Consider the following 24,162-nt stretch of genomic DNA (forward strand, 5'->3'; position numbering starts at 1 on the left):
GGGTGCGGTGCGGGTCGTACGAGCGGGCTGTGCGGGCGAGTTGTGCCGGAGTACGGCGGGGTCCAGCGGCGGGGCGTACGGATCCGGGTCCGCGGACGGCGACGGCGCTCAGTCCTTGAGCGCGCCGCCGGTCACGCCGGCCGACACGTACCGCTGGGCGAGCACGAGCAGGGCGGCGGCGGGCAGGGAGGCGATGATCCCGGTGGCCATCACGCTGTTCCAGTCGCTCAGGTGGGCGCCGATGAAGCGGTAGATGCCGACGGTGACCGGGGCCCGGTCGTCGCGGGTGGTGAGGGTGACGGCGAACAGGAAGTCCGCCCAGGCGAAGAGGAAGGAGAACAGGCTCGCGGTGACCAGGGCGTTGCGGCACACCGGCAGCACCACGCCGAGCAGCGTGCGCAGCGGTCCGGCCCCGTCCAGCACGGCGGCCTCGCCGAGTTCGGCGGGCACCGCGCGCATCGCGGTCTGCAGGATCAGCGTGGCGAAGGGCACGCACAGGGTGGAGTCGGCGAGGATCAGCGCCAGTGGCGAGTCCAGCAGCCGCAGCCTGTTGGCCGCGGTGTAGAAGGAGTCGGCCATCACCACACCGGGGATCATCTGGGCGACCAGCAGGGCGAAGGTGAGCAGGCGGGCGCCGGGGGCGCGCAGCCGGGCCGTGCCGTAGGCGGCCGGGACCGCGATCAGCAGCACCAGCGCCACCGTGCCGGCCGACACGCCGAGGCTGACCAGCAGATGGCCGCCCTGCGTGGACAGCGCCTCGCGGTAGCCGCGCAGCGTGCCGTGCACGGGGATCCAGGTCGGCGTGCTTTTCACCAGGTCGGTGGAGGGCAGCAGCGAGGCGTCCAGCATCCAGTAGAGCGGGAAGAGCATCACCGCGAGGATCAGCAGGGCGAGCACGGTGTACGCGGCGCGCGGCAGCCCGCGGGCAGCGGCGCCGTTCGGTTTCCGGCGCGACGGCCGGGCGGCCGACATGACCGACGTTGCCGAAGTGCCCGGTGCGGTCGGGGCGCTCACCGCTGCATCTCCCGTCGCGTGCCGCGCACGTACACCACCGCGAAGACCACCGCGACCAGGATCAGCAGGTTGCCGACCGCGGCTCCGCGGCCGAACTCCAGCTGCTGGAAGGACAGGTTGTACGCGAAGGTGGTCAGCGTCTGGGAGGAGCCGGCCGGGCCGCCCTGGGTGAGGATCATGATCACGTCGAAGACCTTCACCGTGTAGATCAGGCCGAGGGTGAGCACCACCGTGGTCACCGGCCGCAGCAGCGGCAGCGTCACCGAGCGGAAGCGCCGCCACGCGCCGGCGCCGTCCAGCGCGGCGGCCTCGTACAGCTCACCGGGGATGTTCTGCAGGCCGCCGTAGAGGATCACCATGTTGAACGGGATGCCGACCCAGATGTTGACCAGGGTCACGGCGATCAGCGAGTCGTGGGTGCTGGCCAGCCACGGCACCGGGTGGGCGATCAGGTGCAGCCGCAGCAGGGTGTGGTTGAGCACGCCGGAGTCGGTGTCCAGGATCCAGCGCCAGGCGGTGCCGGAGACCACCAGCGGCAGCAGCCACGGCACGAGCAGCAGCGACCGGATCGGGCCGCCGAGCGGGAAGCGGCGGCTGAAGAAGACCGCCAGCGCCAGGCCGAGGCAGAACTGGAAGACCAGCGAACCGGCCGTGAACAGCGCGGTGTTGAGCACCGTCCGGCCGAAGTGGCTGTCCCGGAACACGGCCCGGTAGTTGTCCCAGCCGACGTAGGGGGCGACGCCGGTGTAGAAGGAGGAAACGGTGTACTTCTGGAAGCCCATCCGGATGTTGCCGGCCAGCGGGTAGAGGTAGAAGCCGAGTACGTAAAGCCAGGCGGGCGCGGTGAAGGCGACGGCGGCCCAGCGGGTCCCAAAGGGCCCGCGGCGGCGGCCGGCGCGGGGCACGGAGGACGAGGCTGCGCCGGGCGCCGCGGGGTGCGGCTCGGTGCGGTGCACTGCGGTGGTCATGGGTCACCCGCTCGCTTCACTGGTCGTGGGCGGAGCGCTGGGCCTGTGCCAGCGCGGCCTGCGGGGAGGTGCCGCCGGCCAGGGCGGCCTGCACGGCGTCCGCGAGGGCCTGGCTGACCTTGGGGTAGGCGGTGCCGAGTTCGGCGGTGCGGGCCCGGGCGGTGCCGACCTCCCGGACGAAGGCGGCCATCTGCGGCTTGTCGGTGGCCAGTTGGGCGGCTGCCGTACGGTCGCTGGGTATGTAGCCGGCGTCGCTCGCCCACTGGGCGCTCTCCCGCTGCCCGAGCAGGCACTTGACCACCGCGACCGCCTTGGCCTCGCGTCCGGGGTTGCTGTGGCCGACCGTCCACACCTCGCCGCCCAGCGGGGTCACCGGGGTGCCGCCGGCGGCCGGCACGGGGATCGGCACGATGCCGAAGTGCAGGCCCTGCTTGGCGTCGAGGGTGGGGAGCTGCCAGGGGCCGTTGACCATCATGGCCGCGTTGCCGGCCGCGAACTGGTCGTTGACGTCGGCCTGGGTCCAGTTGACCACCGACTTGGACGCCGAGCCCGAGGAGACCAGGTCCTTCCACAGGGTGAGCGCCTGCACGGCCTGCGGGGAGTCCAGCCGGGTCAGGCTCGCCCCGGCGGTCCAGAAGAACGGCTCGAACTGGAAGCTGCCCTCCTCGTTGCCGACCGCGCTGAAGGCGATGCCGTAGCGGGTGCCCTTGGTCAGCGTGCGGGCGTCGGAGCGCAGTTCGTCCCAGGTCGTGGGGGGCTTCAGGCCGGCCGCCCGGAACAGGTCGGTGTTGTAGTACAGCGCCAGGCCGTTGACACCGGGCGCGATGCCGTACGTCTGCCCCTGGTACTGCCCGGCCGCGACGATCGACGGATACAGCCCGTCGGTGCCCAGGCCCTGCTTCGACAGCGACACCAGTCCCCCGGTGGCGGCCACCTGCTGGAGGTCGGGGTTGTCGATCAGCGCCAGGTCGGGCAGCGAACGGGCGGAGGCCTGCTGGAGCAACTTGGGCAGGAACTGGGCCCGCGGCACCTGCTGGTGCTCGATCTTCACGCCCACCTGGCTGCCGCACTCGTCGAGGATCCGGGGCAGTTGGGAGTTCTGCGGCGCCGCGTCGTAGTAGTCGGTCTCGGTGAGGGTGCCGCTGCCCCCGCCGGAGCCGGACCCGGTGCCGCAGGCGGCGGTCAGCAGCGCCACGGCGGCCGCGGCGGCGAGCGCGGAGAGGCGGCGGTGCGGGCCGGCGGTCCGGCCGGTGATCCGATCGGGCGCGGGAGTTCTGCCGGGCGAGCGGGTGATACGGGCGGGGGTGCGGCTCATTGACGTGCCTTTCGCCGTACGGGTGACGAGGAAGGGGGCTGCGGGCTGGGGGCTGGGGGCTGGGGGCTGGGGGCTTCTGGTTTCGGGAGGGGTTCGGCCGGGCCCGGGCGTGCCGCGTCATGCCCGATGTGTCGAATCGATTCGACAGCGGACACGCGGTGCGCCGCGGGCCGGAGGTACGCCGGAAGCGGGGCGGGGCGATACGGGAGCGGTACGGAGGGAGGTACGGAAGCAGGTGCGGGCGGTGCTACGGGGAGCGGTCAGCGGGTGGTGCCGGGCGGGCCGGGGCGGCGGCGGGGGCCGGTGCTGGCGCGGATCTTGAGTTCGGGGGCCAGCAGCGCGGCGGCCGGCAACTCCTCCCCCTCGATCCGCCGGGCCAGGCTGCGCACGGCGGCCCGGGCCAGGGCCTCGGCGGGCAGGGACACCGAGGTCAGCGGCGGGTCGCACCGCTCGGCCTCGTCGTCCGGACAGATGGCGATCACGGAGAAGTCGTCGGGCACACGGGCGCCGAGGCCGGCCAGCCGGTCCAGCACCAGCGGCAGGATCCGCTCGTTGTAGACGATGAGCGCGGACAGGCCCGGGTCACGGGCCAGCAGGTCGTCCAGCGCGCGGACCACCCCGCCGGGGGTGGGCTCGCACGGCGCCCACACCCCGCGCTGCCCGCGGTCGGCCAGCGCGGCCAGGACCGACTGCCGGGCGTGCACGGCGTAGGCCACGTCCTTGGCGAACGCCTCGGGCGGCTGGCCGAGGTAGCCGACCGCGGTGTGGCCGAGTTCGTGCAGGTGCTCGGCGCAGGTGCGGGCGGCCAGCGCGAAGTCGAAGTCCACCCGGGGCAGTCCGCGCGGGTCGTCGGGAGTGCCGACCAGCACCGCGGGGCTGTCCAGACCGGTGAGCAGCGCGATCCGCGGGTCGCGGCGCTGCACCTCCATGAGCATCACCCCGTCGGCGTAGGCGCCGGAGACCACGTCCCGGATCGCCGCCTCGCCGTCGTCGTCGGTGAGCATCAGGACCTTCAGCCCGCATTCCTGGGCGGCGGTCAGGGCGGCCCAGACGTACGGCATCTGCACCTGGTTGTGCGGGCCGTGGACCATCGGCAGGGCCATCGCGATCACGCCGGTGCGGCGGGTGCGGATGGACCGGGCACCGGCGTGCGGGCGGAACCCCAGGGCGGCGATGCTGCGTTCGACCCGCTTGATGGTCTCCGGCGAGATGGTGCGGTTGCCGCTGAGCACGTAGCTGACGGTGCTGCGGGAGACCCCCGCGTGCCGCGCGACGTCCGCGATGGTCACTGCCACGACCGTGGTCCCTCCCGACGGCTCCGTCGTCGTCATCGAACCGTGGTCCCGCGGACCGGACGGCCGATCCGTCGAACTGATTCGACTGCGCTGAACGGCCGTGAACGTAGCACGCGCCCATGGGGCCCACAAGGGTTCGCGCACGGGGTGCCGCGGGGGAAGGGGAAGGCCGGGGCGGCGCCGAGGGTGGCGCCGGCCCGGCCTCACGGGCGCTCAGGAGGTGCGGGCGGCCGGCTGCGCGGCGGGCGGCGGGGCCGCGCTGGACAGCGGGGCGGCGATGTCCTCCAGGGAACGCCGTTCGGCATTGACCGCGAGGAACAGGGAGACCAGGCCGGCCGCGCACATCAGCGAGGCGCCGATGACGAAGGCGAGCGCGGTGTCGCCCACCACGCCGGACTTGGTCAGGTCGGAGAAGACCAGCGGGCCGCTGATGCCGCCCGCCGCGGTGCCGAGCGCGTAGAAGAACGCGATGGCCATGGCCCGGGTCTCCATCGGGAAGATCTCCGAGACCGTCAGATAGGCGCTGCTCGCGCCGGCCGAGGCGAAGAAGAGCACCACGCACCAGCAGGCGGTCAGCGTGGTGGCGTTGAGCGAGCCGCGGTCGAACAGCCAGGCGGTGCCGAACAGCAGCACGCCGGACAGCAAATACGTCGAGGAGATCATGGTGCGCCGGCCGACGGTGTCGAAGAGCCGGCCGAGCAGCAGCGGTCCGGCGAGGTTGCCGGCCGCGATGACCGCGAAGTAGTAGCCGGTGTCACCGCTGGCCACGTGGAAGAACGTGGTCAGGATCGCGCCGAAGCCGAAGGTGATCGCGTTGTAGAGGAACGCCTGCCCGACGAACAGGGCCAGGCCCAGCACCGCCCGCTTGGGATAGGTGCCGAACACGGTCCGGGCGATGGTGCCGAAGCCGATGCCGGCGCGCTGGTGGATGGTGATGCTCCGGTCCGCGCGCGGCAGCCGTTCCTGTTTCTCCGCCTCCACCTCGCGCTCGACCTGCCCGACGAGTGTCTCGGCCTCCTCGCCGCGGCCGTGGATGAACTGCCAGCGCGGGCTCTCCGGCACGTGCCGGCGGACCAGCAGGATCACCAGGCCGAGCACCACGCCGAGGCCGAAGGTCAGCCGCCAGCCCACATCGGCCGGGAAGATCGAGGTGTTCAGGGCGAGGATGGACAGCAGCGAGCCGCCGATGGCGCCCAGCCAGTAGCTGCCGTTGATCATCAGATCCACCCGGCCGCGGAAGCGGGACGGGATGAGCTCGTCGATGGCCGAGTTGATGGCCGCGTACTCGCCGCCGATGCCGAAGCCGGTCAGGAAGCGGAACAGGAAGAACCACCAGGGCGCGAAGGACAGTGCCGTCATCGCGGTGGCGGTCAGGTAGACCGCCAGGGTGACCATGAACAGCTTCTTGCGGCCGTGCCGGTCGGTGAGCCAGCCGAAGAACAGCGCTCCGGCGCAGGCGCCCGCCACGTAGAGGGCGGCGGCGATACCGGTGATCTGGGCGGAGGTGACGGCCAGCCCGCTGCCCGGCTCCGACAGCCGTCCGGCGATGTTGCCGACGGTGGTGACCTCCAGCCCGTCCAGGATCCAGACGGTGCCCAGGCCTACCACGATCATCCAGTGCCAGCGTGACCAGGGCAGCCGGTCCAGCCGGGCCGGCACGTCCGTGGTGACGGTGCCGGTTTCCGCGGACCGCGGCCGTGGATCGGCCATGGACGCTCACCTCCTCGCGGGTCAGTCTCACATTGCCCCGCGGGGACCGCGCGCGGGGCTTATGCGTACGCCTGTCCCCGGCCGCCACTGTCACGCATTGCGGTGCTCGGGTGATGCCGCACAAGTTGCCCCGTCCCGCCGTCTCCGGACCTGCGGTCCGTGGCTGGTTGCTCGCGCAGTTCCCCGCGCCCCTTGGTCGGTGCGGCGCACCGCCGCGAAGTGCGGCAACGCCGGAATACCCAGGGGCGCGGGGTCCCCCAGAGCTTCGCCTGGGAGGTACCCCCAGCGCCACAAGCCACCCACCGGAGGGAAGATCCGGAGACGGTGGAACGGGGCAGCCCGGACGGAACCGGGTGCGGCGGGGCCGGGGATCAGCGGGAAAGCCCACTTCCGTAGGGACCGTAGAGGTCGAGGAGACGCGTGCGGGCGCTGTCGAGGCGGTGACCGATGACCTCGGCGCAGGCGAGGGTGAAGACGTACCCGAAGCGGGGGTCCTGCTCGCACAACTCGCGGACGTCGGCCGCATCGAACTCCCAGGCGCGGACCGGGGTGACGGCAGTAGCCGACATGTGCCAGCGGCGCGGCGGGAACATCCAGGACCAGCCCAGCAGGGAGCCCTGCCCGAGGGTCTCGGTGACCGCGGCGACGCTGCCGGGCACCCGGAGTTCCAGGCGCGCCTCGCCGTCGCGCAACAGCCAGAAGCGGTCCGCCGTCCCGCGCTCCTCGAAGATCCTCGCGCCGGCCGGGAACTCGACCGCCCGGGCCAGCGCCATCAGCTTGCCGCGCTCCTCCTCGGACACGGCGTCCAGCCGCTTGGTCATGGTCATGAACTGCGTGGTCATCGCTTCCTCTGCTTCTTCTGCTTCTCGTCGGGTCACGGGTGCTGGGGGGTGGGGTGCCGCGGGCCGGTTCAGGCCGGGCGGGCCACCGGGGCCGGGTGGATGAGGGTGCCGGTGGTCTCGCGGACGATGCCGAGCGCGTTGTCCGCGGGGCCGACTCCGGCGATGCCGCCGGTGCGAGTGACGTAGTCGGCGGCGATGTCGGCCAGGGCCGACACACCCTCGGGCAGCCGTACGGCGGACAGCTCCTCGGGGGTCACGCGCAGCAGCGGACGGGGGCGGCCGTGGCTGCGCGGGGCGAACAGGTGGGTGGCGGAGGTCAGGAACAGCAGGGCATCGGCGTCCAGGTACGCGGCCAGCAGGGCCGCCGTCCGCGCCGGGTCGGCGGCTCCCGCCACCGCACGCAGCCGTCCCGTCCCCGGTTCGCGGATCACGGGTACGCCGCCGCCCCCGGCGCAGACCGGCACGGTGCCGTCGGCGAGCAGGTCCCGGACGGCCGAGGCCTCCAGCACGGCGTACGGATGCAGCGCGGTTCGCGGACCGCTGTCGGCCGGGTCGGCGGGCGGGCGCAGCGCGGGGTCGTGGGCCCGTACCTCGGTGTGCGTCACCAGGGCCGTGACGTGACGGCCGGGCAGTGCGTCCGACAGGGCCCGTACCAGCCGGGACCCGGCGGGTGCGGCGGCCTCGGCCGGCCCGGCGTACGTGACCGCGAGCTCGTGACCGTCCCGGATCAGGTCGGCCAGGGACGCGGCCAGCATGTCCAGGCCCTCGCCGTCGTGGTCGGGCAGCGCGTCGGCCGCGATGTGAACCAGGGTGCGCATGGTGGGACTCCTCATGAGGTGATGGCGCACGGACGAGCTTCCGCACGCGGACGACGGCCGATACGGCGAACGCCAGTAGCGTCAGTCGTGCGGGACGACGGCCACCGGCGTGGGGCTGTGGTGGAGGACGGCGTGGGCGACGGGGCCCAGGCGGGGGCCGAGTTTCGGGGAGGGGGTGCGGCGGCCGATGACGAGGAGGGGGGCGCCGGTGGCGGCCTCGATGACGTGGCGGGCCGGGGGGCCGATCACCGCCTCGCCCGTGACCGGGACGGCGGGAAACTTGTCCTGCCAGGGCCGCAGGACGCGGGCGAACTCGTCGGCGTCCTGCGCGGCGAGTTCGCCGTCAAGGTCCACGTCCAGGCTGTAGGCGACTTCTTCGCCGTACGCCGAGGGCCGGTTGCGGCTGTGCACGACCCGAAGTCCCGTCGCCCGGCGGGCGGCCGCGTCGAAGGCGAACGCGATCACGCGGTCGTCGGGGCGGGCGAGATCGAGCGCGAGGACGACGTCCGCGTCCGGGGCACCCGACGCCGGGGAATCGGTGGGCCCTTGGCCGGACCGGACCAGGACCACCGGCCGGTCGGCGCGGGCGGTCACCGCGAGGGAGACCGAGCCCAGCAGGTATCCGGCGACGGTGCCCAGCGCGCGGCTGCCCAGCACCAGCAGTTCGGAGTCGGCGGCAGCCTCGAGCAGGGTCTCCACCGGCGGCCCGGCCAACTGTTCGGCGACGACGGTCAGTCCGGGGTGGCTGCCTCGTATCGCGGCGGCGGCCTCCCGAGGGATGCGCCGGGCCCAGTGCCGGAGGAGTTCCGGGTCGGCCGGGTGGGGGCCGTAGGCGTGCGCGCCCGGGTGACGGCCCGAGGCGAGCAGCAGCCGCAGCGGCAGACCGCGTCGCATCGCTTCACCAGCCGCCCAATCGGCGGCGGCCCGGCTCTCCGAGGAGCCGTCGATACCTGCGGTGATGAACGGAAGCATGGTGTGCTCCTTCCCTGTTGGCCCCTTCAGCCTGGTCCGCCGGGGCAGCCGGCAGCAGGGGCCGCAACGCCCTCTCGCCAGGGCCGGTGGTCCCGCCATGAGAGCCCCACGGGTCGCGGCGGCACTTCAGGGCCGGGCGGAGCCCGGGGCAGGGACCAACGGCCCTGCCCGGCGGCGATGTTCGCCACCGAACATCGAACGCAGGGCGGAACCGCCCCGCAGAACGCAGAACGCGGAAAGCGCGACGAGCGCGGAAGGGACGTGCGATGACCGTGGTGACGCACGACCGGAAGGACCAGGAGAACCGGGCGGACCAGGAGGGCGGGAAGGCCCAGGAGGTCCGTGCCTGGCGCGGGTTCGGCGGCGAGGAGTGGCGCGAGCGCATCGACGTGGCCGCCTTCGTCCGGGCGAACCGTACGCCCTACGAGGGCGACGCGAGCTTCCTGGCCGGCCCGACCGACCGTACCCGCGCGGTGTGGCGGAAGGTCGCCGCGCTGTTTCCCGAGGAGCGCGGGCGCGGGATCTACGACGTGGACACCGCGACGCCGTCGACGATCACCTCGCACGCGCCGGGCTGGATCGACCGCGACCGCGAGCTGATCGTGGGCCTGCAGACCGACGCCCCGCTCAAGCGGGCGATCATGCCGAACGGTGGCCTGCGCATGGTCGAGAACGGCCTGCGGGCGTACGGGTACGAGCCCGACCCGTTCGTCACCACGGTGTTCGGCCGGTACCGCAAGACCCACAACGACGGGGTGTTCGACGCGTACACCCCCGAGATGCGCCGCGCCCGCCGGGCCGGCATCATCACCGGCCTGCCCGACGCGTACGGCCGCGGGCGGATCATCGGCGACTACCGGCGGGTCGCGCTCTACGGCACGAGCCGGCTCGTCGAGGCCAAGCGGGCCGAGCGGGCCCTGCTGGACGCCCGCCCGTCCACCGAGGACGTGATCCGCGACCGGGAGGAACTGGCCGAGCAGATCCGCGCGCTGGGCGAGCTGGAGCGGATGGCCGCCTCGTACGGCTGCGACGTGTCCCGGCCGGCGGTCACCGCCCGGGAAGCGGTGCAGTGGCTCTACCTGGGGTACCTGGCGGCGGTCAAGGAGCAGAACGGCGCGGCGATGTCGCTGGGCCGCACCTCCACCTTTCTGGACGTCTACGTCCAGCGCGACCTCGGCGCGGGTGTGCTCGACGAGAGCGGCGCCCAGGAGCTGATCGACGACTTCGTGATCAAGCTGCGGATCGTCCGCTTCCTGCGCACCCCGGAGTACGACGCGCTGTTCTCCGGCGACCCCACCTGGGTCACCGAATCGATCGGCGGCATGGGCGAGGACGGGCGCACCCTGGTCACCCGCACCTCCTTCCGCTTCCTGCAGACCCTGTACAATCTCGGCCCGGCGCCCGAGCCGAACCTGACGGTGCTGTGGTCGCCGCGCCTGCCGGAGGGCTTCAAGCGCTTCTGCGCCCAGGTGTCCATCGACACCAGTTCCATCCAGTACGAGTCCGACGAGCTGCTGCGGCCGCGCACCGGCGACGACACCGCGATCGCGTGCTGCGTGTCGGCGATGGCGGTGGGCCGGCAGATGCAGTTCTTCGGGGCTCGCGTCAACCTGGCCAAGGCTCTGCTGTACGCGATCAACGGCGGCCGCGACGAGATGTCCGGGGAGCAGGTCGCCCCGGCCGCCCCGCCGCTCACGGGCGAGTTCCTGGACTACGACGAGCTGTCCGCGGCCTACGACCGCATGCTCGACTGGCTGGCGCGGACGTACGTGAACGCGCTCAACGTCATCCACTACATGCACGACAAGTACGCGTACGAGCGGCTGGAGATGGCCCTGCACGACTACCCCGTGCACCGCTTCCTGGCCTGCGGCATCGCCGGGCTGTCGGTGGCCGCCGACAGCCTGTCCGCGGTGAAGTACGGCCGGGTGCGGGTGATCCGGGACACGAGCGGCCTGGCGGTGGATTACGTGCCCGAGGGCGACTGGCCCGCGTACGGCAACAACGACGACCGCGCCGACGCGCTCGCGGCCGGGCTGGTGGAGTCCTTCATGGCGAAGATCGCCCGGCACCCGGCCTACCGCGGCGCCGAGCACACCCTGTCGGTGCTCACCATCACCTCCAACATCGTCTACGGGCACCACACCGGCAACACCCCCGACGGCCGCCGGTCCGGCGCCCCGTTCGCGCCCGGCGCCAACCCGATGAACGGCCGCGACCGGCACGGCATGGCCGCCTCGGCCCTGTCGGTGGCCAGGATCCCGTACGACAAGGCCCGCGACGGCATCTCGCTGACCTCCACGATCACCCCGGAGGGCCTGGGCCACGACCCCGCCGAACGGGCCGGCAACCTGGTGGGCCTGCTCGACGCCTACACGGCCGCCGGCGGCTACCACCTGAACGTCAACGTCCTGGACCGGGCCACCCTGGAGGACGCGATGGAACACCCGGAGGAGTACCCGGACCTGACCATCCGGGTGTCCGGATACGCCGTCAACTTCGTGCGCCTGACCCGTGAGCAGCAGCTCGACGTGATCAGCCGCACCTTCCACGGCAGCCGGTGATCACCCCGTGACCCGTACCGCTGCCGCCGCCGGGGCCGTCCCCGGCCCGCCGGCCGACCGCCCGGCCGCGCCCGCCGTCCCCACCGGCCGGGTCCACTCCTGGGACCTGTCCACCGGCGTGGACGGCCCCGGGACCCGCTTCGTCCTGTTCCTGAGCGGGTGCCCGCTGCGCTGCCTGTACTGCGCCAACCCCGACACCTGGCACATGCGCGACGGGCACCTCGCCACCGTGGACGCGGTGATGGCCGACATCGAACGGCACGCCGGCTTTCTGCGGGCCGCCGGCGGGGGCGTCACCCTCACCGGCGGCGAGCCGCTGCTCCAGCCGGCCTTCACCGGCGAGATCCTGCACCGCTGCCGGGCCCTGGGCCTGCACACCGCGCTGGACACCTCGGGCTACCTCGGCGCGCGGGCCGGCGACGCGCTTCTCGCCGACACCGGCCTGGTCCTGCTCGACATCAAGCACTTCGACGCCGCGCGCTACCGGAGGCTCACCGGCGCCCCCCTGTCCCCGACGCTCGCTTTCGCCACCCGCCTGGACCGCCTCGGCGTCCCGGTCCGCATCCGCTACGTGCTGGTGCCCGGCCGGACCGACGACGAGGAAGCGATCGACGGCCTGGCCGGTTTCGTCGCGGGCCTGTCCAACGTCGAGCAGGTCGACGTCCTGCCCTTCCACAAACTCGGCGCCCACAAATACGACGAGCTCGGCACCCCCTTCCCGCTCCGCCACACCCCCGTGCCCGACGCCGCCCTCACCGAACGGGTCCGCGGGCAGTTCCGCGCCCGTGGGCTGCGCGCCTGCTGAACGGGCGGACCCCCGCACCGCAACCGACGCAGCCCGGTTGGGCGCGGCTTCGAAGGAGTGGCTGCGCGACCAGGAAAGGCACTCACATGACAACTCACCCGACAACCGTCGCTTCCACCGGCCTGTTCGCCGCCCTGCCCAGCGCGGGCCGGGAGCGGCTGACGATTCTCGCCAAGGACGTGTCCTTCCCGGCGGGCACCCGGATCTTCGAGGAGGGCGACCGGGCGGACCGGTTCTGGGTGATCCAGGCCGGCTCGGTCGTCCTGGACACGTCCGTTCCCGGTCCGCGGCCGGTCGGGCTGGAGGTCCTGCGGCCCGGTGACCTGCTCGGCTGCTCCTGGCTGTTCCCGCCGTACGCCTGGCACCTGGGCGCCGAGGCGCAAGGCGACGTGCGCGCCCAGGAGTTCGACGCGACCATAGTGCGCGCCCTGTCCCGCGCCGACCCGGGATTCGGTGAAGCGCTGGCCCGCCATGTGGCCCAGATCCTCGGCCACCGCCTGCAAAGCGCCCGGATCCGCTTGCTCGACCTGTACGGGCCGCCCGGCATCGGTAGGACTCTCTGACCGGGGACGCGGGAGCCGGGAGCGGCGGGTGCGACGGGCCGCGCGGGCCGGCCGGTCAGCCCTCGGCCGGCAGGGGCGCTGCCCACTCCAGTGCGGTGCCGCCGCCAGACCGGCCGGGTGCCATCGTGAACGTGCCGCCCAGTTCCTCGGCGCGGGTGCGCGCGTTGGCCAGGCCGCTGCGCCGGGTCACCGCGGGATCGACGCCACGGCCGTTGTCGGCCACGCGCAGCCGTACCCAGCCGTCGCTCACGTCCACGGCGACCTCGACGGTGGTGGCCCGCGCGTGCCGGGCGGCGTTGGACAGTGCCTCGCGCAGCACCGCGAGGACGTGCTCGGCCACGCCGGCCGGCACGAGGGTGTCCAGCAGACCGCTCATCCGCAGCGTGGGCGTGAAGCCCAGAGCCTCGGCCGCCTGATCGGCCTCGGCGAGCAGCCCGGCCCGCAGCCCCGCGTCCTGCCGGGGCTCCCGCCGGCCCAGGCCGAAGATCGTGGAACGGATGATCTTGATGGTCTCGTCCAGGTCGTCGACGACGCGCCCGATGCGCTCCGCGGCCTCCGGCCGGTCGGCGACCCGGCCCAGGGCCGCCTGGAGGGTCAGTCCCGAGGCGAACAGCCGCTGGATCGCCAGATCGTGCAGGTCGCGGGCGATGCGGTCCCGGTCGTTGAAGACGAGCAACTGCTCGGAGGCACGGCGGTGCTCGGCGATGCGCAGGGCGAGCGCGGCCTGCGCGGCGAAGCCGGAGATCATCTCCAGGACGGCCTCGGAGAACGGCTGTCCGTCCGTGGTGCGTGCCACGTGCAGTACGCCGAGTGTCTCCTCCCCGCCGCCCAGTGGCACGAAGAACGCCGGGCCCAGTGCGACCACCGACGCGCTTCCGCCCTGCGAGCGGGGGTCGGCGGACAGCCCGTCGCTGCTGACCGGTTCGCCGCTGCGGTAGACCTCGGCCGCCAGGGTCGTCCCCGTCAGCGCCAGCCCGCGGACGGCTTCCGCCGACGGCCCGGCCGCCGCCTCGACCACGAGCTCGCCGGTGCCCCCCACCGGCAGCGCCAGCGTGACCAGGTCGGCCTCGGCCATCTCGCGCACGGTCTCGACCAGGGCCAGCAGCACCTGCGCCGGCTCGGTGCCCGACAGCAGGGAGCGGGTCAGCTCGCCGCTGGCCGACAGCCACCGCTGGCGGCGCCGGGCGTCCTCGTACAGCCGGGCGTTGTCGATCGCCACACCCGCGGCAGCGGCGAGCGTGAGCAGCACCGCCTCGTCGTCGGCGTCGAACTGGCTGCCGTCACGCTTGTCCGTGAGGTACAGGTTGCCGAAGATCCGCTCGCGCACCCGTACCGGAGCGCCGAGGAAGCCGCGCATCGGGGGGTGGCCGGGCGGAAAGCCCACTGACGCGGGATGCGCGGACAGATCCGCCAGCCGCAGCGGGGCCGGCTCATGGATGAGCAGCCCCAAAATGCCCTCGCCCTTGGGGTAGTGCCCGATCCGCGCCACGTCTTCCTCGTCCATGCCCACTGTGACGAACTGACGGATCGTGCCCTCCTCCCCGATGACGCCCAGCGCGCCGTAACGGGCGTCGACCAGCTCGACCGCCGAGGCCACGATCCGGCGCAGCACCGTCTGCAGGTCGAGATCGGAACCGATGGCCAGCACCGCGTCCAGCAGCGTCTGCACCTGGTCGCGGGTGCCGCGCACCCGGTCGACGTGCCGTTGCAGGTCGGTGAGCAACTCGTCCAGGCGCAGTTGCGGCCCCGAGCGCCGGTCCTCACGCCCGTTCGTGTCCTGGCCGTCCATTTCCGCCATCCCCTGTACGTCCGCCGCCACGCGAAAGTATGCCCGAGCGGCCTGTGACCTCCGCAAGAGGCCGCATCCGTCACGCGGCCGTGCCCGGACCACTACCCGGAGCGACGGGCCCGGTGACGGTTTCGCGGCAGTCGTGTCCCCCTGCGGGTGACGTGCGGAGGACCGCGGCGGCGTACCGGCCGAAGTAGGGCCGGTCGGCCCTACCGGGTGGAGGAGGCCGTGCCGAGGATGGAGCGATGGTGGAAGACGACGGCTTTCGCGCTCTGGACCGGCAGGAGTGCTTGGCGCTGCTGGCCGAGGTGCCGGTGGGCCGCGTGGTGTACACCCGGCGGGCGCTGCCCGCGGTCCTCCCGGTCAACTTCTCCCTGGACGAGGACGGCTCGGTGCTGCTCCACAGCTCCGCCGGCTCCGACCTCGTGCGCGCCATCGACGGCGCTGTGATCGCCTTCGAGGCGGACGAGTTCCACGCGGCGAGCCGCTCCGGCTGGAGCGTGGTCGTCACCGGCCGCGCCACCGTGGTGACCGACCCCGCCGAGCAGGCACGGCTGTCGCGGACCGGCCCCGTCTCGTGGATGCATGTGCGGGACGGGGTCTTCGTCCGCATCGAGTCCGAGATGGTCACCGGTCGCGAGCTGACCGCGGTGGCGTGATCGTACGCGCTGATCGGACGGCCTGATCCGCCGCTCGGCCCGCTGCCCAGGGCTGATGCCGCCGACGGCACCGCCCTGGTCGTCACCTGCCGTCCGGCTCAGTGCGCCGCGTCGGCCAGCCACAGGTCGGGGCCGAAGACCTCGTAGCGGATCCGGCGGGCGGGGATGCCGGCGTGCAGCAGCTGGGTGCGCACGGCGCGCATGAAGGACAGCGAGCCGCACAGGTAGACGGCTGCGTCGGCGGGCAGGTCCAGGCCGGTGAGGTCCATCAGGCCGGTGTGCGCGCCGGGTTCACCGGCGGCGTCCCGCTCGTACCAGAAGTCGCCCTGGGCGCCGGGCAGTTCCCACAGGGCACGTTCCGTGTCGAAGCGCAGTGCGTGCTCCGCGGGAGAGCGGTCGGCGTGCAGGACCCGCACCGGACGGGTCGCTCCGGTGGCCGCGAGGTGTTCGAGCATGCCGACCATCGGGGTGCAGCCGATGCCTGCCGAGACCAGCAGCAGCGGGGTGGTGTCGTCGTCGAGGACCACATCACCGAACGGCGTCGAGAGCGACAGCTCGTCACCGGGCCGCACCGTGCGGTGCAGCCGGTTGGACACCTCGCCCTCGGGGGCCTGCGCCACGCTCGCGACCCGCTTGACGGTGATGCGCCGCATCCGATCGCCGGGCGCGCCGGACAGGCTGTACTGGCGGGTCTGGTGCACACCGTCGGGCATGAGGGCCCGGACGCTGACGTACTGCCCGGCCCGGGTCGGCGGCACCGGGCCGCCGTCGGCCGGGCGCAGCAGGAAGGAGACCACGTCCGCCGTCTCCACCCGCCGTTCCACCACGGTCCACTGCCGCCAGGGCCGGCGCGGGTCGACCCGCGCCTCCTGGTAGAGCCGGGCCTCGAGGGCGATGAGTGCGCCGGCCATCAGCCAGTACACCTCGTCCCATGCCGCGGCCACCTCCGGGGTGACCGCCTCGCCCAGCACGTCGCCGATGGCGCGGAACAGGTACTTGTGGACGATCGTGTACTGGTCCTCGGTCACGCCGAGCGCGGCGTGCTTGTGGGCGATGCGGGCGAGCAGGGCGTCCGGCCGCGTGCCGGGGTGGTCCAGCAGGGCCTGCGCGAAGAACGCGATGGACCCGGCCAGTGCTTTGCGCTGCTCGCCGCTGGCCTGGTTGCCGCGGTTGAACAGCCCGTCCAGCAGCTCCGGCTGCTCCGCGAACATGGTGCCGTAGAAGCGGGTGGTGATCTCGTCCAGGGCTCCGCCGACAGCGGGCAGGGTGGCGCGGACGACCGCGGCCGACTCGGGCGAAAGCATGGCTCTCCCTCAATGGGTTCCGGTGCGTGCGGGACGAGGCACCGCCGGTCGCTTCGCGCCCGGCGGGCTCATCGAGCATCGCTGTCGTCCCGGTGGCTCCCATAGGGCCGAACCGCGCCTGCCCGGGGCCGATCGGCCCTGATTACAGGTCGTTGCCGGCGTAGGAGAGGTTGAAGCTTTTGTTGGTCAGCGGGAAGTCGGGCACGATCGTGTCGGCCAGCGCGACCGGCAGGGCAGGCCAGTTGAAGAAGGACGGGTCGACGGGTTTGACGCGGCTGAGGGTCCCGTCGGGGGCGAGTTCGACGCGGGTCGTGATGGTGCCGCGCCAGCCTTCGACGATGCCGTTGCCCGCGCGGGGGCCGTGGTCCCGGGCCGGCGGGGTCACGGTCCGGCCGGGGGTCAGGTCCGCCGCGAGGTGGTCGACGAGGGCGAGTGAGGTGTCGATCTCCTCGGCGCGTACCAGGAAGCGGGCCAGGACGTCACCGGTGTCGTGGACCGGGACGGTCAGCGTCTCGCCGTAGTCGTGGAACGGGTGGGAGCGGCGGGCGTCGTCGGGCAGGCCGCTGGCTCGCGCGACGTAGCCGAGGCAGCCCAGATCGCGGGCGGCCTGGGCGGACAGGCGGGCGGTGCCGGTGAAGCGGTCGAGGACGACACCGTGGTTCAGGGCGAGCGCGACGACTTCGCGGATGTCGGCGCCGAGCGCCCGGAGCCGGTCGCGGTCGGGCAGCGCCTGCAGGACGGCGCCGCCGGGGACGACGCCGCCGCGCAGGAGGCGGTGGCCGGTGATCCCGTGGTTGAGGCGCAGCAAGTGCTCGCGGATGCGCTGGGCGTGGTTGTTGAGGATGCCGTGGCCGACGTCGTTGCACAGGGCGCCGATGTCGGTGATGTGGTTGTGGAGGCGCTCCAGTTCCAGGAGCAGGGCCCTGGCCCGGCGGGCCGGTTCGGGGACGGTGGTGCCGGTGGCTTCCTCGACGGCCAGGCAGTAGGCCAGGGCGTGGCCCACGGCGGTGTCCCCGCTGATCCGTTCGGCCAGCGCCAGGCCGGTCTCGGGGGTACGGCCCTGGAAGAGCTGCTCGATGCCTTTGTGGACGAACCACAGGCGCGCCTTGAGCTTGATGATGGTCTCGCCGACGACGGAGAACCGGAAGTGCCCGGGCTCGATGAGACCGGCGTGCACGGGGCCGACGGGGATTTCGTAGACGCCGTCGCCCTCGGCTTCCAGGAAGGGGTAGGGGCCTTCGGGTTCGGCGAACGGCGGTGGCGGCCCGGCGTCGGGCCGCATCGGGTACCAGCCGCGGGGCCAGTGGAAGTGACGGACCAGGCGGCGCGGCAGAGGGTGGTCCAGCGGTACGACACCGTGCAGGTCGCGCATTTCGCGTTCGAACCGTCCGCCGGGGAAGGACAGCCGTGCGATCGACGGGAGTTCGGGCGCGGCCGGGTCCAGGCGGGTGTGCAGTTCGGTGCGGGTGTCCGGCGGCCCGGAGACGAAGAGGTGCACGATCCGTACGGCGTCGGCGTCGTGGTGGGCGGCGACCAGCGCGAGGCGCCCGCCGTCGGCGAGCAACTGCTCGGCGGCGGCCGGGAGTTCGTCCGGAGTGGTGTCACGTACGGTCAGCACGGTCAGTGTCCTCCGATCACTGCCGCCGCGGCGTGCAGGACGTGGCCGAGCGGGCCGAGGGCGGTGCCCAGGGCCGCGCAGGCGAGCAGCCCCAGCGCCCAGGGCAGCCAGGCCGCGGCCCCGATCCGTACCGGCCGCTCGTCCACGGGCGGCTCCGGACGCCCTTCGGCGGGGGCCGGTGGATCGGAGCGCGATGCGCCGCCCACACCGGCACCCACGGCGACCTTCACCTCGGCAGGGGCCGCCGCACGGGTCGCCATCGGGGCCTGCCCGAGGACCATGCGTGCGGTACGGGCGGCGAGCGCGGCGAACGCGGTCAGCACCAGGAGCAGCGCGACGGCCACCGGCCAGCCCATGCCGTCGGCGAAGGCGGCCCGGACGATGCCGATCTCGGAGGCGAACAGGCTGAACGGCGGCAGCCCGAGCAGGGCCACGACCGCCAGTCCGAAGGCCGCGCCCAGCGCCGGGGCCTGGGCCAGCAGGCCGCGGACCCGGCCGATCCGGCTGGTACGGCGCAGTTGCAGGATGCGGCCGGCGGAGGTGAACGCGACGGATTTGGCCAGCCCGTGGCCCGCGATGTGCAGCAGCACCGCCGAGATCGCCAGCGGGCTGCCGACGGCCGTGCCCAGGGCGACCAGGCTCATGTGCTCCATGCTGGAATAGGCCAGCATCCGCTTGTAGTCGCGCTGGGCGAGCAGCAGCCCGGCGGCCACGGCAAGGGTGAGCAGGGCGGTGCCGGCCAGCAACAGGCGTACGTAGCCGGTGCCCAGAGCCGCGTCCGCGATGACCTTGTAGCGCAGGATCGCGGCGAAGGCGACCGACAGCAGCACGCCGGACATCAGGGCGGAGACGGGCGCCGGTGCCTGGCTGTGGGCGTCGGGCAGCCAGGCGTGCAGGGGCACGACTCCGGCCTTGGCGCCGAAGCCCAGCACGACCAGGCCGATCCCGAGGCGGGTCACGTCCGGGTCCAGCCGGTCGGCGTGGGCGGCCAGCACCGGCCAGTCCAGCGCGGCCGACTCCGACAGGCCGGCCTGCCGGGCCGCGTAGTAGACCAGGACGGTGCCGAGGAAGGCCAGCGCGATACCGGCCGAGCAGATGACGACGTATTTCCAGGCGGCCTCCACCGAGGCGCGGGTGTGGCGGTGGCCGACGAGAAAGGCGGTCACGACGGTCGTGGCCTCGACGGCCACCCACAGCACCCCGAGGTTCTCGGCCAGCACGGCGGCGGCCATCGCGCCCAGGAAGGCGTGGACCAGCGCCCCGTACCGGAGGGCGTCGCGGTCGGTGAAGCGGCCCGCGTCCCGTTCGCCGGCCAGGTAGGCCGGGCTCGCCCCGCAGGCCAGGGCCGCGACCGCGCCGACGACCAGCAGCATCCACGCGGTCAGGCTGTCGGCGCGCAGCAGGTGTCCGCCGGTGGTGACGGCCCGGTGGCCGGGCACGTACGCGGCGAGCAGTGCCCCGCACGTCAGGATCGCGGCGGGCGAGACCAGCCCGGCCCAGGCGGACAATGCGCGACGGCGGGGGACGGCGTAGCAGGCGGAGACGGCGAGCGGCACGGCGACGGGCCCGGTGAGCAGGACGGCGGAGGCGAGGGGGGTCATCAGTCGTGCAGCTCCCGCAGGTCGTCGATGTCGGTGCCGCCGAAGGCCACGCGCATCCGGGTGGTGAGGATCTGCAGGACCAGGACGGCCAGCAGCAGGTCGAAGGAGACCCCGAGTTCGACGATCAGCGGCACCCCGGACGTGGCGAGGAAGGCGGTGGCGGTGATGCCGTTGTCCAGCAGCAGGAAACCGACCACCTGGGACAGCGCGCGGCGGCGGGTGACGAGGGTGAAGAAACCGATGAGCACCACCGCGATCCCGACCGGCAGCGCCCGGGTGGCGGGTGAGGGCGCGAGCCGGACCAGCGGCCGGGCGGCGGCGTACGCCAGCAGCGTCAGCGCGGCCGCGGTCAGCAGCGAGGCGGCGACGTTGACCAGCGGCTGCGTCTCCCGGGTCTCCCCGCCGGCCGCCGCGCCCGCGGCAAGGGCGCGGCGCATCAGGTGCGGCAGGACGCCCACCCGCAGCACCGCGATTCCGGCGGCCACCGCTACCAGGTCCCAGCGGTGCTCGTGCAGCCCGAGCAGCAGCGCGATGGCGGCCAGCGCCATGCCCTGCGCGGCGAAGATCCGTACGATCGCGGCCAGATCGCGCCGCCACAAAGTGAGCACCGCCGCGAGCAGGAAGATCCCGGCGGCCAGGTCCAGCAGTTGACCGTAGATGCCGGTGTTCATCGCGATCCCTCCCCGGTCAGGAAGTACGAGGCGGTCACGGCGAGCAGCGCCAGCAGGAAGGAGCCGGCGAGCAGTTCGGGCACCCGGAACAGCCGGAGCTTGGCCCAGAACACCTCGGCGGCGGCCAGCAGCACGCCCAGCACTGCCACCTTCACGGCCAGCAGCAACAGGCCGAGGCAGGCGGCGCCCACCGAGGCACCGGTGGCGATTCCCCAGGGCGCGAAGAGCGAGGCGAGCAGGCCCAGCAGCACGGTCAGCCGCATCTGGGAACCGAGTTCGACCAGGGCCAGGTCGGGGCCGGAGTATTCGAGGACCATCGCCTCGTGGACCATGGTCAGTTCCAGATGGGTGGCGGGGTTGTCCACGGGCAGCCGTCCGGTCTCGGCGAGCACGACCACGGCCAGGGCCACGGCGGCCAGCGCCCCGGCCGGGGAGGCCAGCCGGCCCGGGTGGTGCTCCGCGCCGGCCACGATGGCCGGCAGATTCGTCGATCCGGCCGGTATGGACAGCGCGAACACCGAGAGCAGGATGGTGGGTTCGACCAGCGCGATCACGGTCATCTCGCGGGAGGCGCCCATGCCGCCGAAGGCCGTGCCGGTGTCGAGACCGGCCAGCGCGAGCGAGACCGTGCCCAGTGCCAGCACCGCGACGACCAGAATCAGATCGGCGCTGCCGCTGACCGGCGTCGCCGTCGAGACGAGCGGCACCAGCGCGGCGATCACCCCCGCGGTCACCACGAGCAGCAACGGCGCGGCGCGGAACGCCGGGCCGGTGCGTACCGGCGTGATGGGCTCCTTGCGCATCAGCTTGCGCACGTCCCGCCACGGCTGGGCGATCCCGGCCCCGGCCCTGCCCTCCATCCGCGCCCGCACCTGCCGCATCAGCCCGGTCAGCAGCGGCGCACCGCCGATCACGACCACGACCTGCGCGACCATGGCCGCCGCGCCGACGCCCCGCACCGCCCCCAGGGCGCTCACCGCGTGTGCGCCACTCATCGGATCCACCGCGTTCACCGCACTCACTGCGCCATCGCCAATGCCACGAGAAGGGTGACCAGGCCGAAGAAGCCGTAGCCGAGGTAGCGGTGCACGCTGCCGGTGGCCAGGCGGCGGGCGAGGGTGCCCACTCCCGTCAGGGCGTCGAGCACCGGCCGGTACACGCGGTGTTCGATCCGGTCGGGGATCCGGCGCTGGAACCGCACCCGCTCGACCAGGTACGCCGACTCCCGCACCGGTGTGACGTCCACGTCCTGCTCGGGGGCGAGCACGTCGTCGAAGACCCGCTGCAGCGGCTCGGCGAACGAGGTCGCCGTGTACGCCATCCTCGCCGTCGGCGCACCGCCGCCGCAGTCCCACAGCCGGGCCTGCCTGCGCCGCCGGCGGCGGGCGACCACCCCGGTCAGGGCCGACACCGCCAGCACGCCCGCGGCCAGGGCGACCGCCACCCACAGCGGGGAGAGCAGCGCGGGAATCCGGGCCAGCCTGACCTGAAGACCGTTCTCGGTGAGGGCGGTCCCGGATCCCCGCAGTCCGGCCGCGGCGGTCGCGTGGGTCAGCCCGTCCGCGAGCGTGCCCGGTACCAGGGCCAGCGCGACGCAGCACGCGGCGAGCAGGCCCATCCCGGCCAGCATGGCCGGCGGCGCCTCGACCGCGCCGGCCGCGCGCGGGCTGCGCGGCAGAGCGAAGAAGCCCACGCCGAGCGCCTTGACGAACACCGCGGCCGCCAGCCCCGCGGACAGCGCGATGGCCGCGACGGCCACCGGGAGGACGACGGCGGCCAGCGTGCCCGGCACCGCGAGACCGTGGATCAGCGACTGGAGCAGCAGCCATTCGCTGACGAACCCGTTGCCCGGTGGCAGCGCCACCGCGCCCAGCGCGCCGACGGCGAACAGGCCCGCCGTCGCCGGCATCCGGGCCCGCAGGCCGCCTAGCGCGTCCAGATCCCGCAGGCCCGTGGCGCGCAGCACCGACCCCGCCGCGCAGAACAGCAGTGCCTTGAACGCCGAGTGGTTGATCACGTGCAGCATGGCCGCGGTCAGCGCGAGCGCGGCGAGCGCCTGGTTCCCGGCGGCGGCGAACAGGCCCGCGGCCCCGACGCCGACCAGCACCAGGCCCAGGTTCTCACTCGTGGAGTACGCCAGCAGCCGCTTGAGATCCGAGGCCATGGCGGCCTGGAGGATCCCGTACACCGCCGAGAGCGCGCCCGCCGCCAGCACCAGCAGCCACCACCAGCGCGGCCCGCCGCCCAGCAGATCGAAGCCGACCCGGATGATGCCGTACGCGCCCAGGTTCACCATCGCCGCGCTCATCAGCGCGGAGACATGGCTGGGCGCCTCCGGGTGCGCCCTGGGCAGCCACGCGTGCAGGGGCACCATGCCCGCCTTGGACGCGAACGCCGTCGCGGTCAGCACGAACACCGTGCCCCGCGCCGCCGGCGACATGGCACCGGCCCCCGCCCGCAGCGCCGCGAACGTCTCCCCGCCCGCCCGCGCGGCGTACAGCGCCAGCCCGGCCAGCAGCAGCACCAGCCCGAGATGGGTCATGACGGCGTACCAGGTCCCGGCCTCCCGAACCGACGCCCGCTCCCGGTGCTCGGCGCACACCAGCAGCAGCGAGGTCAGCGCCATCAGCTCCCACAGCAGCAGGAACGTCGAGACGGACGAGGCGGCCGGCACGAGCAGGAGGGTCACCGCGAACAACGGGAGAACGGCCTGGGCGCCGCGGGAGAGGACCCCGTGCGCGGGCCCGGCCGCGCCGGCGACGAGATGACCCCCGTGGCCGGTGGGGCGCGCGTACCCGATGCCGTACACCCCCACGGCGGCGATCACCCCGCCGGCCACCGCCATGAACAGCCCCGACAGGGCGTCCACCGCCAGCTGCACCCCGGCCAGCGGCAGCAGGCCGGGCAGAGCGGCCGACCAGCGGGTGCCGCCGAGCGCGGCCACCCCCGCGGCAAGCCCCGCCGCCCCCACGCCCGTCGTGCACGCCCCGACCGCGGCGGCCCGCCACCGCGGCGGCGTCACCAGCCCGGCCACCGACCCCGCGCCCGCCAGTGCGGCAGCGAGGGCGAGGGCCGGCCCGACCGCGTTCACCGGCCGGTCACGGTGCGCAGCGCCGCCACGATCCGCTCCGGCGCCGGCGGACAGCCCCGCACTTCCACGTCGACCGGCACCACGTCGCCGACCGCGCCCTCGACCCCGTAACCCCCGGCGAACTCACCGCAGTTCAACGCGCAGTCGCCGACCGCGACCACCAGCCGGGGCTCCGCCGCCGCGGCCACCGTACGGCGCAGCGGTTCGGCCATGTTGCGGGTGACCGGGCCGGTGACCAGCAGGACGTCCGCGTGCCGGGGCGAGGCCACCAGCCGGGCGCCGTACCGCTCCGCGTCGTGGACCGGGCCGAACGCCATGCCGATCTCGATCTCGCAGCCGTTGCAGGACCCGGCGTCCACATGCCGCACCTGGGCGGAGCCGCGCAGCTCGCGGGCCGCGGCCGGCGGGGCGTCGGTGGGCCGCGGCGGAGCGGGCTCGGCCACTCGCCCGGTCGAACGGATCTTGCGGAGCAGATTCATCGGGTCCCTGCGCAGGTACGTCGGTGGTGTGTCGGGGGCGGGAAGGGCTCCGGCTACGAGTAGCCGCCCTCGTCAGGGGTCGCG

The 24,162-nt window shown here is 73.6% G+C and carries 20 protein-coding genes; 4 read left to right on the forward strand and 16 right to left on the reverse strand.

Annotated features, from left to right (window positions below):
• Positions 1 to 108: 108 nt before the first annotated feature.
• From ITX44_RS37545 to ITX44_RS37580, 8 genes are all read right to left on the reverse strand, one after another.
• Entirely contained in the window at positions 109 to 870 is a 762-nt protein-coding gene (locus ITX44_RS37545; RefSeq protein ID WP_236062373.1) for a carbohydrate ABC transporter permease, read from the reverse strand.
• 140 nt (positions 871 to 1,010) lie between these two features.
• On the reverse strand, positions 1,011 to 1,982 hold the full coding sequence (locus ITX44_RS37550; RefSeq protein WP_205363894.1) for a carbohydrate ABC transporter permease: 972 nt from the start codon (positions 1,980 to 1,982) through the stop codon (positions 1,011 to 1,013).
• 16 nt (positions 1,983 to 1,998) lie between these two features.
• Positions 1,999 to 3,297 (reverse strand): ABC transporter substrate-binding protein, encoded by a 1,299-nt coding sequence (locus ITX44_RS37555; protein WP_205363895.1) that lies wholly within the window; start codon positions 3,295 to 3,297, stop codon positions 1,999 to 2,001.
• A 260-nt stretch (positions 3,298 to 3,557) separates the two neighbouring features.
• Complete coding sequence (locus tag ITX44_RS37560) at positions 3,558 to 4,592, reverse strand: LacI family DNA-binding transcriptional regulator (protein WP_307795664.1); 1,035 nt, start codon at positions 4,590 to 4,592, stop codon at positions 3,558 to 3,560.
• Positions 4,593 to 4,805: 213 nt separating this feature from the next.
• Positions 4,806 to 6,302 (reverse strand): MFS transporter, encoded by a 1,497-nt coding sequence (locus ITX44_RS37565; RefSeq protein ID WP_205363899.1) that lies wholly within the window; start codon positions 6,300 to 6,302, stop codon positions 4,806 to 4,808.
• A 371-nt stretch (positions 6,303 to 6,673) separates the two neighbouring features.
• Positions 6,674 to 7,144, reverse strand: a complete 471-nt coding sequence (locus ITX44_RS37570) for a cyclic nucleotide-binding domain-containing protein (RefSeq protein WP_236062363.1) — start codon at positions 7,142 to 7,144, stop codon at positions 6,674 to 6,676.
• A 68-nt stretch (positions 7,145 to 7,212) separates the two neighbouring features.
• A complete protein-coding gene (locus tag ITX44_RS37575) occupies positions 7,213 to 7,962 on the reverse strand; it encodes an amino acid kinase family protein (RefSeq protein WP_205363901.1) in 750 nt (249 codons plus the stop codon).
• A gap of 81 nt (positions 7,963 to 8,043) precedes the next feature.
• Positions 8,044 to 8,934 carry a universal stress protein gene (locus tag ITX44_RS37580; protein WP_205363902.1) on the reverse strand — a complete coding sequence of 297 codons (891 nt, stop codon included), beginning with the start codon at positions 8,932 to 8,934 and terminating at the stop codon, positions 8,044 to 8,046.
• 266 nt (positions 8,935 to 9,200) lie between these two features.
• On the opposite strand from ITX44_RS37580, the gene pflB reads away from it, so the two are divergent.
• From pflB to ITX44_RS37595, 3 genes are all read left to right on the forward strand, one after another.
• Positions 9,201 to 11,498: a formate C-acetyltransferase gene (pflB, locus tag ITX44_RS37585; protein WP_205363903.1), complete on the forward strand. Its 2,298-nt coding sequence runs from the start codon at positions 9,201 to 9,203 to the stop codon at positions 11,496 to 11,498.
• Between the two features lie 106 nt (positions 11,499 to 11,604).
• Positions 11,605 to 12,303: a pyruvate formate-lyase-activating protein gene (gene pflA, locus ITX44_RS37590; RefSeq protein WP_236062374.1), complete on the forward strand. Its 699-nt coding sequence runs from the start codon at positions 11,605 to 11,607 to the stop codon at positions 12,301 to 12,303.
• A gap of 86 nt (positions 12,304 to 12,389) precedes the next feature.
• Positions 12,390 to 12,866 (forward strand): Crp/Fnr family transcriptional regulator, encoded by a 477-nt coding sequence (locus tag ITX44_RS37595; RefSeq protein ID WP_205363905.1) that lies wholly within the window; start codon positions 12,390 to 12,392, stop codon positions 12,864 to 12,866.
• Positions 12,867 to 12,921: 55 nt separating this feature from the next.
• Here ITX44_RS37595 and ITX44_RS37600 read toward each other — a convergent pair whose 3' ends face one another.
• Complete coding sequence (locus ITX44_RS37600) at positions 12,922 to 14,655, reverse strand: GAF domain-containing sensor histidine kinase (protein ID WP_205363948.1); 1,734 nt, start codon at positions 14,653 to 14,655, stop codon at positions 12,922 to 12,924.
• Positions 14,656 to 14,900: 245 nt separating this feature from the next.
• On the opposite strand from ITX44_RS37600, the gene ITX44_RS37605 reads away from it, so the two are divergent.
• Positions 14,901 to 15,314, forward strand: a complete 414-nt coding sequence (locus ITX44_RS37605; protein WP_205363906.1) for a pyridoxamine 5'-phosphate oxidase family protein — start codon at positions 14,901 to 14,903, stop codon at positions 15,312 to 15,314.
• 98 nt (positions 15,315 to 15,412) lie between these two features.
• Here the strand turns inward: ITX44_RS37605 and ITX44_RS37610 are convergent, their stop codons facing one another.
• The 7 genes from ITX44_RS37610 to ITX44_RS37640 all read right to left on the reverse strand — a co-directional run bounded on the left by ITX44_RS37610 (position 15,413) and on the right by ITX44_RS37640 (position 24,078).
• A complete protein-coding gene (locus ITX44_RS37610) occupies positions 15,413 to 16,618 on the reverse strand; it encodes a globin domain-containing protein (protein WP_205363907.1) in 1,206 nt (401 codons plus the stop codon).
• A 142-nt stretch (positions 16,619 to 16,760) separates the two neighbouring features.
• On the reverse strand, positions 16,761 to 18,236 hold the full coding sequence (locus tag ITX44_RS37615; protein WP_205363908.1) for a hydrogenase large subunit: 1,476 nt from the start codon (positions 18,234 to 18,236) through the stop codon (positions 16,761 to 16,763).
• A gap of 2 nt (positions 18,237 to 18,238) precedes the next feature.
• A complete protein-coding gene (locus tag ITX44_RS37620) occupies positions 18,239 to 19,837 on the reverse strand; it encodes a proton-conducting transporter transmembrane domain-containing protein (protein WP_205363910.1) in 1,599 nt (532 codons plus the stop codon).
• Positions 19,837 to 20,508 carry a hypothetical protein gene (locus tag ITX44_RS37625; protein WP_205363912.1) on the reverse strand — a complete coding sequence of 224 codons (672 nt, stop codon included), beginning with the start codon at positions 20,506 to 20,508 and terminating at the stop codon, positions 19,837 to 19,839. Before ITX44_RS37625 ends, ITX44_RS37620 begins: the two co-directional genes overlap by 1 nt.
• On the reverse strand, positions 20,505 to 21,503 hold the full coding sequence (locus tag ITX44_RS37630) for a respiratory chain complex I subunit 1 family protein (RefSeq protein WP_236062364.1): 999 nt from the start codon (positions 21,501 to 21,503) through the stop codon (positions 20,505 to 20,507). The genes ITX44_RS37625 and ITX44_RS37630 overlap by 4 nt, the downstream gene beginning before the upstream one ends.
• Positions 21,504 to 21,526: 23 nt before the next feature.
• Positions 21,527 to 23,599 carry a proton-conducting transporter transmembrane domain-containing protein gene (locus ITX44_RS37635; protein WP_205363914.1) on the reverse strand — a complete coding sequence of 691 codons (2,073 nt, stop codon included), beginning with the start codon at positions 23,597 to 23,599 and terminating at the stop codon, positions 21,527 to 21,529.
• Positions 23,596 to 24,078 (reverse strand): NADH-quinone oxidoreductase subunit B family protein, encoded by a 483-nt coding sequence (locus tag ITX44_RS37640; RefSeq protein WP_205363916.1) that lies wholly within the window; start codon positions 24,076 to 24,078, stop codon positions 23,596 to 23,598. Before ITX44_RS37640 ends, ITX44_RS37635 begins: the two co-directional genes overlap by 4 nt.
• Between the last annotated feature and the right edge of the window lie 84 nt (positions 24,079 to 24,162).

The sequence above is a fragment of the Actinacidiphila acididurans genome, from assembly GCF_016918855.1.
Classification (GTDB): Bacteria; Actinomycetota; Actinomycetes; order Streptomycetales; family Streptomycetaceae; genus Actinacidiphila; species Actinacidiphila acididurans.

Coding starts and splice junctions, on each gene's coding strand:
- ITX44_RS37630 (WP_236062364.1), bottom strand. CDS start 21,503: ATGAGTGGCGCACACGCGGTGAGCGCCCTGGGGGCGGTGCGGGGCGTC.
- ITX44_RS37580 (WP_205363902.1), bottom strand. CDS start 8,934: ATGCTTCCGTTCATCACCGCAGGTATCGACGGCTCCTCGGAGAGCCGG.
- pflB (WP_205363903.1), top strand. CDS start 9,201: ATGACCGTGGTGACGCACGACCGGAAGGACCAGGAGAACCGGGCGGAC.
- ITX44_RS37575 (WP_205363901.1), bottom strand. CDS start 7,962: ATGCGCACCCTGGTTCACATCGCGGCCGACGCGCTGCCCGACCACGAC.
- ITX44_RS37640 (WP_205363916.1), bottom strand. CDS start 24,078: ATGAATCTGCTCCGCAAGATCCGTTCGACCGGGCGAGTGGCCGAGCCC.
- ITX44_RS37570 (WP_236062363.1), bottom strand. CDS start 7,144: ATGACCACGCAGTTCATGACCATGACCAAGCGGCTGGACGCCGTGTCC.
- ITX44_RS37545 (WP_236062373.1), bottom strand. CDS start 870: ATGCTCTTCCCGCTCTACTGGATGCTGGACGCCTCGCTGCTGCCCTCC.
- ITX44_RS37620 (WP_205363910.1), bottom strand. CDS start 19,837: ATGACCCCCCTCGCCTCCGCCGTCCTGCTCACCGGGCCCGTCGCCGTG.
- ITX44_RS37605 (WP_205363906.1), top strand. CDS start 14,901: ATGGTGGAAGACGACGGCTTTCGCGCTCTGGACCGGCAGGAGTGCTTG.
- ITX44_RS37555 (WP_205363895.1), bottom strand. CDS start 3,297: ATGAGCCGCACCCCCGCCCGTATCACCCGCTCGCCCGGCAGAACTCCC.
- ITX44_RS37565 (WP_205363899.1), bottom strand. CDS start 6,302: ATGGCCGATCCACGGCCGCGGTCCGCGGAAACCGGCACCGTCACCACG.
- ITX44_RS37595 (WP_205363905.1), top strand. CDS start 12,390: ATGACAACTCACCCGACAACCGTCGCTTCCACCGGCCTGTTCGCCGCC.
- ITX44_RS37600 (WP_205363948.1), bottom strand. CDS start 14,655: ATGGACGGCCAGGACACGAACGGGCGTGAGGACCGGCGCTCGGGGCCG.
- ITX44_RS37550 (WP_205363894.1), bottom strand. CDS start 1,982: ATGACCACCGCAGTGCACCGCACCGAGCCGCACCCCGCGGCGCCCGGC.
- ITX44_RS37625 (WP_205363912.1), bottom strand. CDS start 20,508: ATGAACACCGGCATCTACGGTCAACTGCTGGACCTGGCCGCCGGGATC.
- ITX44_RS37610 (WP_205363907.1), bottom strand. CDS start 16,618: ATGCTTTCGCCCGAGTCGGCCGCGGTCGTCCGCGCCACCCTGCCCGCT.